The following is a 17798-nucleotide window of genomic DNA, read 5'->3' on the forward strand; positions in this document are numbered from 1 at the left end:
TCTCACAAGTAAACCCGTTAGAAATTGTCCATGGACGGTCTTCTTTATTATTCACCTTTTGTAAAAATGTCTGTTAACACTGGTACAATTTGTTTTTTGCGGGAAACGACACTTTTTAATGTAGCCGTGTTATTAGTAAGTGTAACATTATAAGCTTTTTCAACGGCAGCTGATTTGCTTCCTAATGCGAGACCAACTGAATCATTTGTTAAAATATCAGTTACCACAAACAGGAATAAATCTAAGTTCTTTTCTGCGATAATTGTAGAAATAGCTGCTTCTAACTCTTCTTGGCGGGTTAGAACATCAGCTGTATCCACAACATTCACTTGAGCAATTTCCACTTTACTTGCGCCCATTTCAAATCCCTTTGCATCAAGGCTGAGGAGTTCATTAATTGATTTGTCACGAACATCTGCTCCGGCTTTCAGCATTTCAAGGCCATATGCATCGGCATCCACTCCAGCAATTTCCGCTAATTCACGGGCTGCAGCCACATCTTCTGGCGTGCATGTTGGAGACTTAAATAATAAAGAATCCGAAATAATCGCAGAAAGCATTAGACCGGCAATTTCTTTGCTAATCTCTTTGTTGTTTTCTTTATACATTTTATTTAAGATCGTTGCTGTACAGCCAACAGGCTCGCAGCGGTAATATAACGGATCGCTTGTTTCGAAATTAGCAATGCGGTGGTGGTCGATTACTTCAAGAACACGAACATCTGCGATATCATTCGCACTTTGCTGGCGCTCATTGTGATCCACTAAAATAACAGCATTCACTTCACTTGATACTGATTCCACAAGGCGTGGAGCCTCAGCTTTAAAGTAGTCAAGCGCATATTGTGTTTCACCATTAACTTGTCCTAAGCGAACCGGTTCAACTTCCATTCCTAATTGTGTTTTTAAGTCTGCATAAGCAATCGCAGAACAAATCGTATCTGTGTCAGGATTTTTATGACCGAAAATAAGTACTTTTTCCATTTTATTTCTCCTAATCCTATTAATTTATGTAGTCCAAGCCCAATTTCCTGAGAATGGCCCTAACGAAAATTATATAATAATATGATTTAGGATTCAAAAAATTTTTATTGATTTAATTTTTTCACCATTTGGACCTGCTCCGTTTTTTTCTCGAAGCCTAAATCTAGTAACAATGGAATGACAGGATTAGATAATGATGCATTAATGGTCATGAAGCTGACAGGCTTGTTCTGTTCTCCGGAAATAGAAGTGAAAATTGCATTTATCGTTTCCTCATTCACTTCATCGAATAGTTCAAGCTGATATAAAAATATTTTTTCCAGATATCCGTTCTGATCCCAGTTCCTTTTATATAATGAGTATCCGATTGGATTTTGATGGCTGTCGAAATATATTTGAGCTTCACCAGACCTCACACTTTGCCACTGACATTGCCATGGAACATTTTCTTTATAAAAAGAGAACGTTGGGAGTTGCTCGGGCCGAATCGATTCACATGTTAGCGGAGTGTTGCTCAACTCTAATGTCCCACTTATATAAATAAGCGAATCCGTGATCTTATACCCGAATTTTTCATATAAGCGAATCGCCCTTTCATTTTCTTTAATGGCTTCAAGGGTGGCAACAACGGCTCCTGCTTCGGAATAAACCTTAATGGCCTCTTCCATTAAGCGAGGAGAAACACCTTTCCCACGGTACTCTGCAGCAATTCCAGTCCCGCCATTCCAGGCAATCTTTTTTCCGTCGACGATCCGGAATCCATTTAATACGATCGCTACAGGTTCTTCCCCGACAAAAGCAACCAAAGAGTGTTTCAACGATAATCCTTCATTGACCATGCGGTTAAAGAATAGTTCAGCTGTCATTTCTAATGGCACAAAATAGCCTTCAAATCCCCGATTCCATGCTATTACTGTATCTTGGATGGTGCATTCCGTTAATTTTTTAAATGAAATTTTCATATTTTCAACCCTTTCTGGCGGATAGCTCCATTTACTGGCGGATAACCCTGCCTTACTGGCGAAAAGGCTTTCCCCTAGGTATGTATAGCTAAATTAAGCAATTCATAAAACCCAGCCAGCATGTCTTCGCACCGGCTGAGTCACTATCAATCTATTTTACTGTTAACGGAACGACCTTCTGCCCAATTGCGGCAATCAATTCTTTTGGCATTGGAAAACTTAATGCGGCCGGGTCCTTCATGACAGCCGGAATCGCCAATTGCAAGGCTTCTTCGGTAATATTGAATTGCTTGAAATCAGCCGGTAATCCTACCTTATACTGAAGCAATTTTATTTTGCCAATCACTTTTGCTAATGCCGTTTGCGGAGTATCCCCCTTTACATCCACGTTTAAGGCCTGTGCCAATTCTGAAGCCTTTGGCAGATATAAGTCTGGAACCATTTCCATAACCACTGGTAAAAAGACGGCATTTGCCAAGCCATGCGGAATCCGGAACAACGCCCCATATGCGTGGGCCATATTATGGACAGGAATCGCATTTAAGGCAAAACTAAATGCGGTGATTCCCATTAAGCTTGCTTGTAATAAATCCATGCGCGCATCAAGATTCGCACCATCTGCCACCGCCACAGGAAGATTTTTTTCAATCAAGCGAATCGTATGAAGGGCATAGGCATCGGTTAGACCTGTTGCAGTTGGTGAGGCAAGCGCCTCAATCGCATGTGTTAAAGCATCGAACCCTGTAAATGCGGTAATCACAGGTGGAAGCCCCACGGTTAAATCAGGATCCAAGATCGCCATATCTGCGTTGATAAATGGATTGATGATATTTATCTTCATTTGGATATCTTCATTAAATATAACGGCAATCGGTGAAACCTCTGAACCAGTACCCGCTGTTGTCGGGATGGCTATATGGGGAATCCCCATGTAATTTGCCTTAGGGAACTGCTCATATAATAGTCCGCCCGGTATAGCTTCCTTAATATCAGTCAATCCTTTGTGGAGCGCGTATTTTACCCCTTTTACCGTATCAAGGACACTGCCTCCGCCAACCGCCAGTAACGAATCCGCGCCTATCTCCCGTGCATAGCGGACTGCTTCATTGATGCATCTGCTTTCGGCATCCTGCTTAATATCAAGAAACTGTCCAACTAATTCCGGTCCAGATCCATGCCCTGTCAGAGAAAAAATATCGGCCACTTTTTCAACAATTCCTGCTGCCTCTAAGCCTCTGTCACTTAAGAGCAGCACTCGTTTGGCACCTAAACCTGCAAAAAGACTCGGAACCATCGCCCTTGAGTTGGAACCACTGTAAATTCCCGTACGTAACATAAACTGTGATAAGGTTGTTTTCATTTTCATGCTCACCTCTTCATTAGTTTTGGCCAAACAGAATTCCGTACCAGTTGCGTCGCTCAAGCTCTGGTGACATTGATGTATGAACATGCTTTATCTGTGTATAGGCATCGAGTGATTGCTGACCCATTTCTCTGCCAATGCCGCTTTGCTTGTAGCCGCCAAACGGGGCATCACTGCGGAGCATATGCCAGTCATTGATCCAGACCACTCCCGCCTGCAGTTTCCTCGCGACCGCGTAGGCCTTGTTGACATCGCTAGTCCAGACTCCTGCTGCTAACCCGTAAATCGTGTCATTCGCCATACGAATGGCATCGTCCAGGTCTGAATAACGAATCACACAGAGGACTGGGCCGAAAATTTCTTCTTGTGCAATTTTCATCTCATTCGTGACATTTGTAAAAATCGTTGGTTCAATAAAATGGCCTCCTTCACAGCCCCCTTGCAGCATCGGTTTACATAACCTTATTATTGACTTCTATTTTTTCTCCTCTTCAGAGGGCATTCAAGGCGAATCCATAAAACATGGGCAGGAACACCTTAGAGCTATTTTATAAAAAAATAGGATTCTATTAGCGAATTAGTGGGTTCTATTGGCGATTTAGCGCATTCTATTGGCGATTTAATGAGTTCTATCAGCGAATTCCTCTGGTCGATAAACGAATTTCGCAACTCTATGAGCGGAATCCGCAACTCGATGAGCGAATCCCCTACATCGCATGCGCGCCGCCATCGACAACCACGATATCTCCTGTCACAAAATCAGATGCTGGTGCTGCTAAGAATAAAGAAACCCCTTTAAGGTCATGATCCGAACCAAATTTTCTTAAGGGGGTAGCTTGGAGAATACCCTCTCCTCCTTGCTCAAGTAATCCTTTTGACATTTTTGTCGGGAAGAATCCCGGGGCGATCGCATTTACATAAATACCGCTTGGTCCCCATTTGACTGCCAAATCCTTCGTAAAAGTAATCACTGCCCCTTTACTTGAGTTATAGCCAATCGCATTCATATACTGCGGGTTACTGCCTTTTAGACCAGCCACTGAAGCAATATTGATTATTTTTCCTGATTTTTGTTCAAGCATCACTTTACCGACCGCTTGTGACATTAAGAATGTACCGGTAACATTGACATCGATGACCTTTTTCCAAGCCTCAAGCGGCATTTCCTCAACCGGTGCTCCCCAAGAAGCGCCGCTATTGTTAACAAGTATATCGATTCTCCCAAACCGCGCGACCGTATGCTCGACCACATTGTTAATATCTTCTGGATTGGTAACATCACATTTTAGGGCAAAGCTCTCTACCCCAAGCTTTTTTAACTCCTCACTTACCCCCTCACAGGCTTCTACTTTTCTTGAACAAACAACTACATTTGCGCCCGCTTCTGCAAATCCTTCAGCAATCTGCTGACCGAGTCCCCTGCCACCGCCAGTAACAATGGCGACCTTTCCTGATAAATCAAACAACTCTTTTACGTTCATAGATTTTTCCTCCCAATTAATGCATAATTCCAATTCGATCACTTTATTACTCGCTTTCTAGAAACAGCAGTGGGCACCTCCGCCATCGCTAAGCAGATAAAAGAGCAAAACAAACCCAGCATCAAGAAGGGGTTCTTCTTCTTCCTTGTGCCGGGTCTAAGTCCACTCATCTATTAATATTGGCGGTATAATACTTCACCTTTTAACACTTCTTTTCCTTGTTGATTGACCGCTGCAACTGCAAAGCGCAGATTTTGATCCTCTTTCTCTTTAAGTGTCGCTTTCAGCGTAATCACATCATTCAAAAATACCATTCCTTTAAAACGGATTGAGTAGTCTTGGATGAAGCCTTCTTCATAATAAGCCGTAAAAAGCTTTGCTAGGTTCCCCATTGTCCACATTCCATGAGCAATAATTCCCGGCAGGCCTGCTTTTTGGGCCTCCACATCAATGGTATGAATGGGGTTAAAATCACCTGATGCACCTGAATATTTAATGAGATCCATCCTTGAGACGGGCTCCAATTGAATTTCTTTTACGGACTCTCCTACTTGTAACTGTGCAAGTGTACTCACTTAACCAACACCTTCCTCACAGCTTCCGAAATGACCACGGTTGAGGTGGAACTAAAAATTAATGCTCCTGAGACATCCTCACCATAATTTTCAATTACAAGGAACCCCATCTCCCCAAAGTTCCCCTTTTTCTCAAAGTAGTTCTTCACTTTGGCAAAGCAGAATACCTCTTCACCAACCCTTAACGGCCGTTCGTAATGAAATGTTTGTTCACCGTGAATTAAACCTTTATTAGGCAGATTTAATCCTTCGATGTCGCCATAATCGAAGGTCCTCGGAAAGGTGGGCGGTGCAAGGTTGGCTTTATATCTAGAATTCTCTCCAGTCTCCTCATCAAAATAAATGGGGTCGAGGTCTCCAATCGCCTCGGCAAATTTTTTGACGGCTCCTCTTTCGACCACATTTTTAACCTTATTCGATTGTTTGCCTATCCGGTCTTTAAACATTTCTTCTTCACCTCTTTAAGATTTTGGTCCACCGGCTACATAAAGAACTTGACCATTCACAAACGATGATTTTTCATCAGCAAAGAAAGCTACAGCGTTAGCAATGTCTGCCGGCTTGCCAGTCCTGCCGACTGGAATTTGGGACACACTCGCTTGAATTAACTGTTCAAATGGGATGCCGATTCTCGTAGCGGTTTCCTTCGTCATTTCTGTTTCTATAAATCCCGGTGCCACAGAGTTTGCAGTTATCCCGTATTTCCCTAACTCTATGGCGAGCGTTTTAGTAAAACCCTGCAATCCTGCCTTTGCAGCCGCATAGTTTGCCTGCCCTCTATTTCCAAGCGCAGATGTCGATGAAATATTGATAATTCGGCCATATTTATTTTCAACCATATATTTTTGAGCAGCCCGTGCCGCATTGAATGATCCTTTCAAGTGCACATCCATAACGGTTTGCCAATCTGAATCCGACATCTTAAAGAGCATATTATCACGGATGACACCCGCATTATTAACAAGGATATCGACCGATCCGTATGCCTCATAAACTTCTTTAACGGCAGCTTCAACCTGCTCGGCATCTACGACGTTTGCAACCTTTGAATAGACCTGATATCCTTTTTCTCGTAATTCATTGGTGGTTTGACTTAACGCTTCTTCATTCATATCAATCAAAGCTACCTTTGCTCCTTCTTGTGCAAAAAGCTCGACAATCTCTTTTCCAATCCCGCGGCTTCCCCCTGTTACAAAGGCAACTTTTCCTGTAAATCTTCCTGCCATTTCTATTCCTCCTGAGTTTAATAAATTAGTAGATTGCGCTTACATTTAATGGTTTTGTATGATATATGTTATCAATACGTTTAACCTATCATTATCCTTATTAATTAAACGTATTGTCCAAGCTTCACATGACCTTTAATCAGGTTACGTGCGATTATCATCCGCTGGATTTCATCTGTACCATCGTATATTCTCCACAATCTTGCTTCCCGGTACCAGCGCTCAATCGGTAATTCTCTTGTATAGCCCATCCCGCCGTGAATTTGCAGGACACGGTCAACGACATTGTTGCCCATATTTGCACCATACAATTTGGCCATTGAGGCGAGATGACGATTATCTTCTCCATTATCAAGCGTGAAGGCAGCGTTCAATACCATCCATTTAGCCGCTTCAATTTCTACCGCCGAATCGGCAATTTGCCATTGGATAGCTTGTCTTTCGGCAATCGGCTTACCAAAAGTAACGCGTTCCTTTGCATAATCAATCGCCATTTGCAGCAGGCGTTCAGCGGCACCAACTGCTCTTGCCCCAACTACCCAGCGTGCAAACCCAATCCACTCGAGGCCAAGATTATAGCCCTTGTGTAATTCACCAAGGATATTTTCCTCAGGGACACGAACTTGATCGAATACTAAGCCGGCTGGACCCCATTCTCCCATGGTATGTATATACTCTGATTTCCAGCCCATATCACGGTCGACTATAAAGCAGGTTACCCCTTCGCGGCCGTGTGTCGATTGGTGCAAATCTTTATCTGTAATCGCGATGGCCATGACAAAGTCTGCTTCATTTCCACCGGTAATAAATGTCTTTTCACCATTTAGCACCCATTCATTGCCGTCTCTTACGGCTGTCATTTTAATATTTCTGGTATCAGATCCGGCACCTGGCTCTGTCATCGCAAAACAAGACTTTTTCTCCCCATTAATCGTCGGCAGTAAGTATTTTTTCTTTTGTTCTTCATTACCATAGTAAAGAATATTATCCGCGCTCCCGCCGAACTGGAATGGGACAAAGGTTTTGGAAACTTCCATTAATACGATAGCCATCATCATTTGACCAAGATCTGCCCCGCCATATTCCTCTGGCGTGTTAATACCCCAAAACCCGGCTTCTTTTGCTTTGAGCCGCAGCTCTTTCAACATACCAGCTGGAAGACTTGGTTTACCTTCTCGTTCATTGCGGAGGACTTCATTTTCAAGGGGAATCAGTTCTTTTTCTACGAATCTTCTAATCGTTTTTTGAACCATTTTTTGTTCATCTGTCAATCGTAAATACATACCATTCACTCCATTCTATTATTAAAATCAAGTTTCATGCGGGTTAAAAATATAATATGCATATCCGATCGTTCAAATACCTACCGGTTGGTATGTTAGGTTTATTTTATTCCGAACTTTCAGATAATACAAGTTAATATTTTCCTATTAAAAAAATTCTCTAGCTATAAGCGCCAAAGAATTTTTTGATAACTATACATGACTCATTACTTTTCTTGCAGCCCGCTCTCTTAAGGTGGAAATGGTAAGTGAACTTCCAAGCCAAAAGAGAAGACCTAGAATGATGCTAAAAATCCAATTTTCACTGGTTTCCAATGTGAATAAAACGGTGATTACACAAATGATTCCACCAATCATTCCATATACGGAGCCTCTAGCAATATTTGTTGCTTTCTTAGTTCCCGAGGCAATTCCCACCATAATAACGGCTGTCAGCATAACGGCTGGAAATGCGGCAAAAATGCCGGCAAGAATCTTCCATGGGGAAATAATCGTGATAAGATAGCTTAAGGAAACTGCTGCCCCACCTAATAAAAACCGAATCAATAAGTCTTTTTTATTCATGTTGTCCACCTTTTTCATTTAATGAGATGTTATGAATACAACAATAATTGATACCGTAAACCAGCAAGCCATTGCATGCAGGATCCCTTTTTTCCACCCGATCTTAGGAAGCAGGTAGCCGGCGAGGATGGCGACAAGAATATTGATGGCCATTCCAAAGATAGCTCCTTTAGATAACATGATTGAATGGGTAATAAGCTGGCCGCCGTGAAAGTCAAGACCAATGGTCAGTAATGCTGCCAGGTAAACAGCAGGAAATGCAGCAAATATTCCACCAGCTTTCTCTCCTAACTTCTTTGCAACTACTGTACAGGCAACTACAGCTAGACCTCCCAATAGGAATCGAAGAAGCAGTCCGCCAAGTGATAAACTAACCATTGTAAATTCGCCTCTTTTTTTACATACTGTTAACTAATTTGTGAATTGAATCACAATCATTCGATGTATTCATTTTAACCCATTTCCATGACGATGCTTGTGAACGTTTTAGTAACATTTTTGAAGAGATTTCTCATTAATTTCAAGTTTGATGACTATTTTCCGATCATTTTACAAAAGATAATGATGATATTCATTAGAATATCGTCGTTTCAAATCCTTTGATGAGGTGATTTTAGATGAGTTATAAAGACCATTTAGATCCGCACTCAGAGCTCTTTCACCACACAACGACGCGTCCAAAACGTCAAAATTCACAAGTGAATGGGCAAACTCAAGTGACGCAGAACACGATCATCTTAAGGAGTAATGCCAAAGCACACCGCTGGTAAGCTTTTGGCAAGGAACGAATATTGATAGTAATGACAGTTGCTGTCAGTAGAAGAATAGACCTTTTCTCGAATCAAAATTTCGAGGAAAGGTTTTTCTTTTTGACTAAATTTGCCGATCCTATATTGATTATGTAGGTTCCAAAAGCTATCATAAATTCTATTAAGAATATACGGGAGTGGAAAATAACATGTTTGATGACTTTACTATTAGAGATGCTGAGATGAGTGATTTGCCTAAGATTGTCGCTATATATAATACAACCATCGCAAGTCGGATGGTTACTGCTGATCTTGAACCTATATCTATCGATAATCGAATTCAATGGTTTAACGAACATTCACCAACTTTCCGTCCATTATGGGTGGTCGAAAATCAAGGTGAAATATGCGCATGGGTAAGTTTCCAATCTTTTTATGGCAGACCTGCCTATCAGGCGACGGCTGAAATTAGTATCTATATTCATCCCGACTTTCGAGGCAAGAATCTTGGTAAATATTTAATCCAAAAAGCCATGGATGCCTGCCCTGGTCTGCAGATTAAAACCTTACTTGGTTTTATTTTTGGGCATAATAAGCCTAGCATTAAACTTTTTTCAAGTTTTGGATTTGAAAAATGGGCTCAACTCCCGAATGTGGCCGAGCTGGATGGAATCGAACGAGATTTAATTATTCTTGGAAAAAGAATTCATTAAACCCAAAAATGCAAGAATTCTACTTTTTCCACTATTGTATTATTCCATAAGAATGGATTTTCTAGTACTATAGACAATGTATGTTATTTATTGAAAAGAACTGGAGATTTCATGGATAAAATAAAACTAATCATCCTCTACTTGATTACAAGTATTATTTGGATATTCGGATCCAATTATTTAATCGAAAAATATATGCCTTTCTCTCTTATTGGATTGGTGGAAAGATCGAAGGAGATTTTTTATATACTCGTGACAGGAGGGTTCCTTTATTTCTTCATTAGTAAAAAAGAGGAGTTAGATGTTTCCCAGGAAGATCAGAATCGTCTATCCACTTTAATCAATTCTATGGTTGATTTTGTTAACTTTAAAGACGGCGAAGGCAGATGGATTGAAGCCAATGAATTTGGTTTAAAATTGTTCCAGCTGGAGAATGTTGATTATCGTGGAAAAAAAGACTCTGAATTAGCCAATTATACTGACTTTTATAGTGAGGCCCTTAAATATTGCGAAATTTCTGATGAAGAAACGTGGAATAATCGAGAAATCACTCGAATTGAAGAGGTCCTCCCTGTTCCTGACGGATCTGTAAAAATATTTGACACGATCAAGGTACCACTCTTCAATGACGATGGCAGTCGACAAGGGTTGGTCATCATTGGACGTGATATAACGGAAAGAAAAGAAATGGCCTTAAAATTAGCTGAAAGCCAGCAGCAATATAAATCATTGTTTGAGTACAGTCCAGATATTGTTTACATGCTGGACGTGGAAGGGAATATTACTAATTTAAACCCACAATTCGATGTCATTACAGGGTTCAACAGAGAAGAAGCGATCGGAAAAAATGTAAAAGAATTATTACCGAAGAGGTATAAACCCTATCTTTCAAAATTCATTTCTACTGTTGTCGAAGAAATTAAACCGGTCATGTATGAACTGAACATCCCACACGCAAACGGGAATCGAATCATCTTACAATGTACATCACTTCCGATTATTATTAATGGAAATATCACTGGGATAATTGGTTATGGCAGTGATGCGACTAAATTAAGGGAAACGGAAGAACGGCTTCGCCGGACAGAAAAGCTCTCAATTGTTGGCGAATTATCTGCAAGCGTTGCTCATGAAATCCGTAATCCACTTACGTCCTTGAAAGGATTTGTCCAACTATTACAAATGGAAGATGTGAAGCATCAATATTATTATCAAATTATGCTCGACGAATTAAATCGAATCAACGATATTGTTGGCGAGCTTTTGTTATTGGCAAAACCACAGCTCTTAAAATACACTAAGGCCTATCTTCAGAAGCTACTACAAGACGTCATCTCATTATTAAACACCGAAGCCAGTTTATATAATGTTCAAATTGAAGTCCATTTTCCTGAGAACGATCTATGGATTGAATGTGATCCAAATCAACTCAAGCAACTATTTATCAATGTGATCAAAAATTCGATTGAAGCCAGCCAAAATGGTGGAAAGGTTGCTATTGTTCTAGAGCAAATCGAAAAAAGCCATGTGTTAATAACAATTAAGGACAACGGCTGTGGTATCTCAAAAGAGAGATTAGAGAAAATTGGCGAACCATTTTACTCTTCGAAGGAAAAAGGGACGGGGTTAGGCTTAACGGTTAGTTTCAAGATTGTTCAATCACATCAAGGCACGATTCATTTCGATAGTCAGAAAAATCAAGGGACCTCTGTTCAAATTGCCCTGCCTATTAAGCAAAATACTCCCAAGAACAAGCACCGCCCGTTCAAGGAAAAGGTATAAAAAGGATTTTAAGCCCCGCTATCATGCCGGGCTTTTCTTTTTCTTTCTATTCCGAAAGAAGGCAATAACAAGTAACATGGACGGAATGATAATTTGAAAAGGCCAATGTAAATAAACGGGGACAACCACTAACCCTTCCTTTATATGTTCCGCATAATTGGATGCAATGGTAACGGATGCAAATAAGACAATCATTCCTAATGGAAAACCAATCTTACGTTGATTCGGTAACCGAAAGATATCAGCAGCAGCAGCAACTGCTGCATAAAAGAAAATTGCAATCTTAAAAAACCCGCCAATGATTAAGTAGAGCATAAATAATACATCTAATCGTTCAATAAAATTGGCAATTTGAATTCTTCCTACTGTCATTAGTAGCGGGAAAGCTGACCGATAAAAGAGCGCTACCCCTAAAACAGAAATATTTACTACCACTGTAATGGTAATATTGATCCCACTTAAGATCATCCCGCCTAAACAGACAATTTTAACCTTCTTTTTATCTTCTAAGAATGGGAGCAGCATCGTAAAAACCACCATCTCCCCAAACGGAAAGGTAATAGTTTGAGCTATAAATGTTTTTATAACAGGTTTCAACCCATTTTCTAATATCGGTTGTAAGTTTCCTAAATGAATCAACCCGGAAAAGACGATTAGCAGCATCCCTAATATCGCTGTCAAATAGACAATTCCAAAGAAAATTTCTCCAACCCTTGCTAATACTTCAAACCCTTTATGGATGGCATATATAATCGTAATGATCATTAGAGCATTGATTACTAATAAGGGAGTATTATTATAAATGGTAGTTGCTAATAACTCCCCAAAATCACGTAATACCCTTGATGCGCAATATAAAAAATAGACAATATATAATACCCCAATAAACCGTCCAAGCCATTTCCCTGTTATTTCTTGAACATAACTAGATATGGGAAGTTCAGGATAGTACATATATAATCGGTAATAAATGAAAAAGACGACTAGTCCGCCAGCTAAACCCAGCAATACAGCGATCCATGCATCCTGTTTGGCACCTGAAGCGATCCCAACCAGAATGGCGCTGCCCATTTCAAACAGAACGACCAGCACAAACAATTGAGTTGAACTTATTTTTACTTTTTCCATGTTCGAAGGTTTCCCCCTTAAAAAGGGTTATTTATATCTGAGCTATCCGATATTCCCAAACCCCCTTCTACTTATGCCGGGCTTGTCTTTTTCTTACGATTACGCAAAAAGGCAATGATAAGTAAAATGAAGGGGATGATAATTTGAAAAGGCCAAGACAAATAAAATGGAACAATCATAGACCCCTCTTGGATAAATTCTGCTATATTGGATGCAATGGTTATTGAACCAAATAAAACGATCAACCCAATTGGAAACCCCAGCTTACGTTGGTTTTTAATTTGAAAGATATCAGCGGCTCCTGCTACTGCAGCGTAAAAATAAATCGCAATTTTAAAGAAACCAGCAATGATTAAATAGAGCATAAATAATACATCTAAACGTTCGATAAAATCAGCAATTTGAATTCTCCCGACTGTGGATAGTAAAGGAAAGGTGGCTCGATGAAAGAGGCCCACCCCTAAAACCGCTATATTTACTATCGTTGTAATCGTAATATTGATTCCAGCTAATATCATTCCACCAAGACAGACAATTTTCACCTTTTTTTTATCGTTAAAAAACGGGAGCACCATCGTAAAGACTATCATTTCTCCATAGGGAAAGGTGATGGTTTCTCTTAGAAATGTTTTAATTACCGGTTTTAAGCCATTTTCTAAAATTGGTTTTAAGTTCTCTAAATGAATTAAGCCGGAAAAGACAATTAGCAGCATCCCTAATATCGCCGTCAAATAGATAATTCCAAAGAATATTTCGCCTACTCGTGCTAATACCTCGAACCCTTTATGCATGGCATATATAATCGTAACAATCATTAGGGTATTGATAACAAATAAGGGAGTATTATTATAAATAGTGGTCGCTAACAACTCTCCAAAATCGCGCAAAATCCTTGATGCTTGATACATAAAATAAACAATATATAAAAACCCAATGAACCGTCCCGGCCATTTACCTACTATTTTTTGAAGATAACTAGTTAAGGGCAAGTCAGGATAGTACATATATAATCGGTAATAAATGAAAAAGACAATAACTCCACCACCTAATCCGAACAATATAGCGATCCAGGCGTCCTGTTTCGCTTGTGACCCGAGTCCCAGAAGAATGGCACTACCCATCTCAAACAGAACAATTAGGACAAACATTTGGAACGCACTAACTTTTGCCTTTTCCATATACGATCAATCTCCCCCCTGTTTATAAGGGTTATTTATTAATATCTGACCAAAACGGATTCGTCCGAACCCCTTCACGGCGGAGGTAAGAATCTACCTTAACATTCACCTCAAGGTCTGCAAAATAATTGTTCCAATCTCGCTCAAGCTTTTTCCAAAGATCAGGATTCTCTTTATGAACCACATCACCAAACCCGAAGATATCACACTTTAGTCTTTTCGCTTCCTTTACAGATATCTGCACTTCCTTTTTAATGGCTTTCTCCGTTAACTTTTCAATTTTTCCGATGGTTTTAGGATCTATCAAATCTATCGCTGTATTTGCTTCACTTAGCCAGCCCTCGTTTTCAATTTTAATATTTATGACGGGTTTCCCGTGTTTTAAAATGGTGGAAACCTTGGTTTTTGACCGAATCGGGGCAAAAACTAATGCATTTTTCTTCCCCTTCCATTTAAGTGTTATACTAGTACTCTTCGCTTTATCTAAGACCCATAAGACGCCGCGAGACTTTTTACTCTCAATCCAATCGATTAACGCCCCATCTTTAAAGACTGCTAATCCATCCGCTGCGAGGAAAGCATCGGTCGTCGTTTTTTGCAAATTTACTGCTTTGTTGGCTTCTTCTTTCATTCCAATTAATTGATAGCCATTTAGAACCGGCTCTTTCCCGCTTCCGACAATTCCATCAATCAAATCATCAATGGTTATACTAAAATTTTCTCCCAGCATTGCTTCGGTAGATTTGATTTCTTTGGTGATTTTGCTAACAGGTAGTTTGTCAAGAATCGTCAAAGTAGTCACTATTTCTTCTGCGGAAGCACCTCTTGCTATTAAAATCTCTGTGGTAGTTCTAAATTCCGGATCCCTTGCAAAAGAATCCAATAGATTTAGAAATTGCGTTCTTTCTCTCGCCACTTCTTCACTAATCACCACTACATTGGTGTGTGCATAATATAAACGGCGGGAGACTTTTTTTGTGGCGTTTCTTGCTGCCTCAGTCATCGTTCTACCTGTGCTTTTATAAACTGCAATCGGCAGCCCTTGACCTCCTCCATTTTGCCCTGATGAAACGTTCCCGGGATTAACAAGCTGAAAGGAGACATGGTACAAATCGTCCTCTCCCTTATCAATACCGAGTGCCATCACAAACGCTAAATCTGTGAGCTCCTTCTGATTCCAGCATGCAGTTAGGATTGGCACTGATAATCCTATTAACAAAATAACCTTTACCCATTTTTTCATTCCTCTTCACCTTTTTGAGAGGGATTTTCCGTTTGCTTTGGCGGACCTGGCTTTTGATTTTCCCCTGACCGCTTCATATTGCCCTTACTAATGAACATCGGTCTATTTTTCATTGCCCAAAAAGGGAAGCGAACAAAGGCGTCTTGTTGATTATGAATGTTGAAAGGCGCTAACGGCATCATGTACGGGATTCCAAATGAACGAAGCGAACATAAATGAATGGTCATGAACATAAGCCCTAACATAATCCCATAAAAACCCAACATGGTAGCTAAGCCCATTAGAACAAAGCGAATTAATCTTGCCGCAATCGCCATGGCGAAAACAGGGGTGGAAAAATTGGCAATGGCTGTGATGGAAACAACGATAACCATGACTGGCGAGACAAACCCGGCCTGTACTGCTGCCTGGCCAATTACGAGAGCCCCCACAATCGACACGGCTTGACCAACTGCTCTAGGAAGCCTAAGACCCGCCTCCCTTAAAATTTCAAAGGTGACCTCCATAATTAAGGCCTCCACAAAGGCTGGAAAAGGAACATTTTCACGTTGAGAAGCAATAGCAATTGCCATTGTCGTTGGGATCATCTCTTGATGAAAGGTGGTCGCAGCAATATAAACTGAAGGACCAATAACAGCGATTAGGAAAGATAAGATTCTTAACATTCGAATCCCGGTTGAAATGTCAAATCGTGAATAATAATCATCCGGTGCTTGGAAAAATTGAATAAAAAGTGCTGGAACCGTAACAGTAAACGGAGTCCCATCGACTACGATGGCTACTCTCCCTTCTAGTAAATGTGATGTCACGACATCAGGCCGTTCTGAATGGTAGGTTGTTGGAAATGTTGTCCAACTTTGGTCTTCAATCAATTGCTCGATATATCCAGAACCTTGTATGGAGTCGATATTGATTCGTTCAAGTCTTTCTTTCACTTCACCAACAATTTTTTCATTGGCGATCCCTTTTATATACATAATGGCAATATCGGTTTGAGAAACAATGCCAATTTTCATGGCATCTACCCGTAAATTGGGACTTTTTATCCGGCGCCGAATTAATGCCGTATTCGTTCGGAGTGTCTCTGTAAACGCATCTTTTGGACCGCGAATTGATAATTGTGTGGAAGGCTCTGAAACCGCACGCTTTTCCCATCCTTTTGTTTCCCCACTGATTGCTTTATTGTATCCCTGTAAAAAAATAACGGTATCACCTGAAAACACTGTATCAAAAACCTGATTCCAATTAGTAATTGTCTCAACACTACCCAATGCCATGGTTTTATCAAGCATGAATTGAAAGATATCAATAGTTTCATCGGGTACTTCTGCTTCCATTAGTGTTTCTAATATATAGTCAGCAACAGAGATCATATTGGCCAATCCGTCAACATAAACAAGTGCCCCTTTATGTGCACCTATCTTAAACTCACGAACCTTAACATCCGAACTATTGCCAACTTCCTCTTTTAAATGAGAGATATTCTCTTGATAATCTCTTAAAATAGGCGAATCCTCTGGTTTTTGCGGATCTTGTTTTTGCCTATAATTATCGTCCTGTCTCTTCTTTTGTTTATTTTTGAGCATTTTAGACAAAATCGACACAATATCCGCCTCACTTAATAATATTAAAAAATCTTTCTCCAATACTGGATATATTGCCCATTGGATACCACTTTATCCCATTGCAATAGGTTTTAATTTCGCATTAATTTTGAAAACGGTATAAGGAAAAGCAATGAATCGAACAATATGACAAAATGATTCCTAAAGGTGTGATGTGGATGAAAATATTTTTTGTCACCTGCTTACTAGCGATTGCAAGTACAATCCTAATTATTTCACTGGATCTTTTGATGGGTGTACACGCTTCAGGGATTATTTGGAAGGCAATTAATCCTTTTAGGGTGATGGAGCCTGCAGAGTATATAATTATTTTATTGTTTATTATGTTTTACTTTATTAATACCTTTGGTGCGTATTTAAAAAAGAAAAAGGAAAAAGAGAATCCTTCTAATTAAAAAAGATAAGAACCTCCCTTATAATGGGAGGCCCTTATCTGAATTGTTTTTAGGTAATTCTTTTTTATGAAACAACTTTTTGAATAAAACTACTCCAACTGATATAAACCTACTCCACCATCGTTTCTTCCTATTTATATTTGGACCATAAACATAGCGATTCCAAAAATAATAGAAAAATTCCTCAACAACTAACAATATGATAAAAAATAAAATAGAAATAGTTATCCAATACCACATTTTTAGGACTCCTTTTCAAACAGATAATTTATCTTATTCGAAAAACCTGGGGAAGGACATTCAAAATCATTCTCTGTTCATCAATGAACAATCTGTATATTCTTATTTTAACAAAGAATTTCTAAATTGTGGGCCTTTAGGAAAATTTTACAGTCCTTTTATTTCGAGTTACGAAACTGCCGTCCAGAGCAACTAGAAGAAAACGTAAAAGTGTCAGGTGTAAAACTAAGTAAAGAAACCCTTGCAAAAATTGAAGACATCTTAAGATGAAAAAATGCCTCTGGTTTTGATCTCCAGAGGCATTTATA

Annotated in this window: 19 protein-coding genes; 4 read left to right on the forward strand and 15 right to left on the reverse strand. The window is 39.8% G+C overall.

Going from position 1 to position 17798, the window contains the following annotated elements; genetic code table 11:
* Positions 1 to 47 precede the first annotated feature (47 nt).
* From BDR01S_RS00005 to BDR01S_RS00055, 11 genes are all read right to left on the reverse strand, one after another.
* The gene (locus BDR01S_RS00005) at positions 48 to 983 is read right to left on the reverse strand and encodes a manganese-dependent inorganic pyrophosphatase (RefSeq protein ID WP_066253657.1); all 936 of its coding nucleotides are present in this window, start codon (positions 981 to 983) and stop codon (positions 48 to 50) included.
* 104 nt (positions 984 to 1087) lie between these two features.
* The gene (locus BDR01S_RS00010; RefSeq protein ID WP_066253654.1) at positions 1088 to 1945 is read right to left on the reverse strand and encodes a GNAT family N-acetyltransferase; all 858 of its coding nucleotides are present in this window, start codon (positions 1943 to 1945) and stop codon (positions 1088 to 1090) included.
* A gap of 151 nt (positions 1946 to 2096) precedes the next feature.
* Complete coding sequence (locus tag BDR01S_RS00015) at positions 2097 to 3305, reverse strand: iron-containing alcohol dehydrogenase (protein ID WP_157406081.1); 1209 nt, start codon at positions 3303 to 3305, stop codon at positions 2097 to 2099.
* 19 nt (positions 3306 to 3324) lie between these two features.
* Positions 3325 to 3756, reverse strand: coding sequence for an aldehyde dehydrogenase family protein (locus tag BDR01S_RS00020; protein WP_066253648.1), 432 nt, complete (start codon positions 3754 to 3756; stop codon positions 3325 to 3327).
* Between the two features lie 259 nt (positions 3757 to 4015).
* The gene (locus tag BDR01S_RS00025; RefSeq protein WP_066253646.1) at positions 4016 to 4789 is read right to left on the reverse strand and encodes an SDR family oxidoreductase; all 774 of its coding nucleotides are present in this window, start codon (positions 4787 to 4789) and stop codon (positions 4016 to 4018) included.
* 173 nt (positions 4790 to 4962) lie between these two features.
* Entirely contained in the window at positions 4963 to 5364 is a 402-nt protein-coding gene (locus BDR01S_RS00030; protein ID WP_066253644.1) for a MaoC/PaaZ C-terminal domain-containing protein, read from the reverse strand.
* Complete coding sequence (locus tag BDR01S_RS00035; RefSeq protein ID WP_066253642.1) at positions 5361 to 5810, reverse strand: MaoC family dehydratase N-terminal domain-containing protein; 450 nt, start codon at positions 5808 to 5810, stop codon at positions 5361 to 5363. The genes BDR01S_RS00030 and BDR01S_RS00035 overlap by 4 nt, the downstream gene beginning before the upstream one ends.
* 15 nt (positions 5811 to 5825) lie before the next feature.
* Entirely contained in the window at positions 5826 to 6590 is a 765-nt protein-coding gene (fabG, locus tag BDR01S_RS00040) for a 3-oxoacyl-ACP reductase FabG (RefSeq protein ID WP_066253641.1), read from the reverse strand.
* 104 nt (positions 6591 to 6694) lie between these two features.
* Positions 6695 to 7873: an acyl-CoA dehydrogenase family protein gene (locus BDR01S_RS00045; protein ID WP_066253638.1), complete on the reverse strand. Its 1179-nt coding sequence runs from the start codon at positions 7871 to 7873 to the stop codon at positions 6695 to 6697.
* A 192-nt stretch (positions 7874 to 8065) separates the two neighbouring features.
* Complete coding sequence (locus tag BDR01S_RS00050; protein ID WP_066253633.1) at positions 8066 to 8437, reverse strand: DUF3147 family protein; 372 nt, start codon at positions 8435 to 8437, stop codon at positions 8066 to 8068.
* A gap of 18 nt (positions 8438 to 8455) precedes the next feature.
* On the reverse strand, positions 8456 to 8815 hold the full coding sequence (locus tag BDR01S_RS00055; RefSeq protein WP_066253631.1) for a DUF3147 family protein: 360 nt from the start codon (positions 8813 to 8815) through the stop codon (positions 8456 to 8458).
* 239 nt (positions 8816 to 9054) lie between these two features.
* Between BDR01S_RS00055 and BDR01S_RS24625 the strand changes: the two genes are divergently transcribed.
* The 3 genes from BDR01S_RS24625 (at position 9055) to BDR01S_RS00065 (ending at position 11681) form a co-directional block, all read left to right on the forward strand.
* Entirely contained in the window at positions 9055 to 9207 is a 153-nt protein-coding gene (locus BDR01S_RS24625) for a YpzG family protein (protein ID WP_082797256.1), read from the forward strand.
* A gap of 188 nt (positions 9208 to 9395) precedes the next feature.
* A complete protein-coding gene (locus BDR01S_RS00060) occupies positions 9396 to 9899 on the forward strand; it encodes a GNAT family N-acetyltransferase (protein WP_066253628.1) in 504 nt (167 codons plus the stop codon).
* Positions 9900 to 9989: 90 nt separating this feature from the next.
* Positions 9990 to 11681, forward strand: coding sequence for a PAS domain-containing sensor histidine kinase (locus tag BDR01S_RS00065; protein WP_235846458.1), 1692 nt, complete (start codon positions 9990 to 9992; stop codon positions 11679 to 11681).
* Between the two features lie 21 nt (positions 11682 to 11702).
* Here BDR01S_RS00065 and BDR01S_RS00070 read toward each other — a convergent pair whose 3' ends face one another.
* The 4 genes from BDR01S_RS00070 to BDR01S_RS00085 all read right to left on the reverse strand — a co-directional run bounded on the left by BDR01S_RS00070 (position 11703) and on the right by BDR01S_RS00085 (position 16816).
* Positions 11703 to 12809 (reverse strand): GerAB/ArcD/ProY family transporter, encoded by a 1107-nt coding sequence (locus tag BDR01S_RS00070; RefSeq protein WP_066253621.1) that lies wholly within the window; start codon positions 12807 to 12809, stop codon positions 11703 to 11705.
* Positions 12810 to 12880: 71 nt separating this feature from the next.
* Positions 12881 to 13987: a GerAB/ArcD/ProY family transporter gene (locus BDR01S_RS00075; RefSeq protein WP_066253619.1), complete on the reverse strand. Its 1107-nt coding sequence runs from the start codon at positions 13985 to 13987 to the stop codon at positions 12881 to 12883.
* Between the two features lie 31 nt (positions 13988 to 14018).
* The gene (locus tag BDR01S_RS00080; protein ID WP_066253617.1) at positions 14019 to 15230 is read right to left on the reverse strand and encodes a Ger(x)C family spore germination protein; all 1212 of its coding nucleotides are present in this window, start codon (positions 15228 to 15230) and stop codon (positions 14019 to 14021) included.
* Complete coding sequence (locus BDR01S_RS00085) at positions 15227 to 16816, reverse strand: spore germination protein (RefSeq protein WP_066259935.1); 1590 nt, start codon at positions 16814 to 16816, stop codon at positions 15227 to 15229. Before BDR01S_RS00085 ends, BDR01S_RS00080 begins: the two co-directional genes overlap by 4 nt.
* A gap of 197 nt (positions 16817 to 17013) precedes the next feature.
* On the opposite strand from BDR01S_RS00085, the gene BDR01S_RS00090 reads away from it, so the two are divergent.
* Positions 17014 to 17250, forward strand: a complete 237-nt coding sequence (locus BDR01S_RS00090) for a YczF family membrane protein (protein ID WP_066253614.1) — start codon at positions 17014 to 17016, stop codon at positions 17248 to 17250.
* Positions 17251 to 17798: the final 548 nt, after the last annotated feature.

It is taken from the genome of Neobacillus drentensis NBRC 102427 (assembly GCF_001591445.1).
GTDB lineage: Bacteria > Bacillota > Bacilli > Bacillales > Cytobacillaceae > Neobacillus > Neobacillus drentensis.

Bases quoted from the DNA above. Each gene is read 5' to 3' on its own strand.
- BDR01S_RS00010 (WP_066253654.1), bottom strand. From the start codon at position 1,945: ATGAAAATTTCATTTAAAAAATTAACGGAATGCACCATCCAAGATACA.
- BDR01S_RS00085 (WP_066259935.1), bottom strand. From the start codon at position 16,816: ATGCTCAAAAATAAACAAAAGAAGAGACAGGACGATAATTATAGGCAA.
- BDR01S_RS00060 (WP_066253628.1), top strand. From the start codon at position 9,396: ATGTTTGATGACTTTACTATTAGAGATGCTGAGATGAGTGATTTGCCT.
- BDR01S_RS00035 (WP_066253642.1), bottom strand. From the start codon at position 5,810: ATGTTTAAAGACCGGATAGGCAAACAATCGAATAAGGTTAAAAATGTG.
- BDR01S_RS00070 (WP_066253621.1), bottom strand. From the start codon at position 12,809: ATGGAAAAAGTAAAAATAAGTTCAACTCAATTGTTTGTGCTGGTCGTT.
- BDR01S_RS24625 (WP_082797256.1), top strand. From the start codon at position 9,055: ATGAGTTATAAAGACCATTTAGATCCGCACTCAGAGCTCTTTCACCAC.
- BDR01S_RS00075 (WP_066253619.1), bottom strand. From the start codon at position 13,987: ATGGAAAAGGCAAAAGTTAGTGCGTTCCAAATGTTTGTCCTAATTGTT.
- BDR01S_RS00090 (WP_066253614.1), top strand. From the start codon at position 17,014: ATGAAAATATTTTTTGTCACCTGCTTACTAGCGATTGCAAGTACAATC.
- BDR01S_RS00015 (WP_157406081.1), bottom strand. From the start codon at position 3,305: ATGAAAACAACCTTATCACAGTTTATGTTACGTACGGGAATTTACAGT.
- BDR01S_RS00080 (WP_066253617.1), bottom strand. From the start codon at position 15,230: ATGAAAAAATGGGTAAAGGTTATTTTGTTAATAGGATTATCAGTGCCA.
- BDR01S_RS00020 (WP_066253648.1), bottom strand. From the start codon at position 3,756: ATGCTGCAAGGGGGCTGTGAAGGAGGCCATTTTATTGAACCAACGATT.
- BDR01S_RS00025 (WP_066253646.1), bottom strand. From the start codon at position 4,789: ATGAACGTAAAAGAGTTGTTTGATTTATCAGGAAAGGTCGCCATTGTT.
- BDR01S_RS00050 (WP_066253633.1), bottom strand. From the start codon at position 8,437: ATGAATAAAAAAGACTTATTGATTCGGTTTTTATTAGGTGGGGCAGCA.
- BDR01S_RS00055 (WP_066253631.1), bottom strand. From the start codon at position 8,815: ATGGTTAGTTTATCACTTGGCGGACTGCTTCTTCGATTCCTATTGGGA.
- fabG (WP_066253641.1), bottom strand. From the start codon at position 6,590: ATGGCAGGAAGATTTACAGGAAAAGTTGCCTTTGTAACAGGGGGAAGC.
- BDR01S_RS00005 (WP_066253657.1), bottom strand. From the start codon at position 983: ATGGAAAAAGTACTTATTTTCGGTCATAAAAATCCTGACACAGATACG.
- BDR01S_RS00045 (WP_066253638.1), bottom strand. From the start codon at position 7,873: ATGTATTTACGATTGACAGATGAACAAAAAATGGTTCAAAAAACGATT.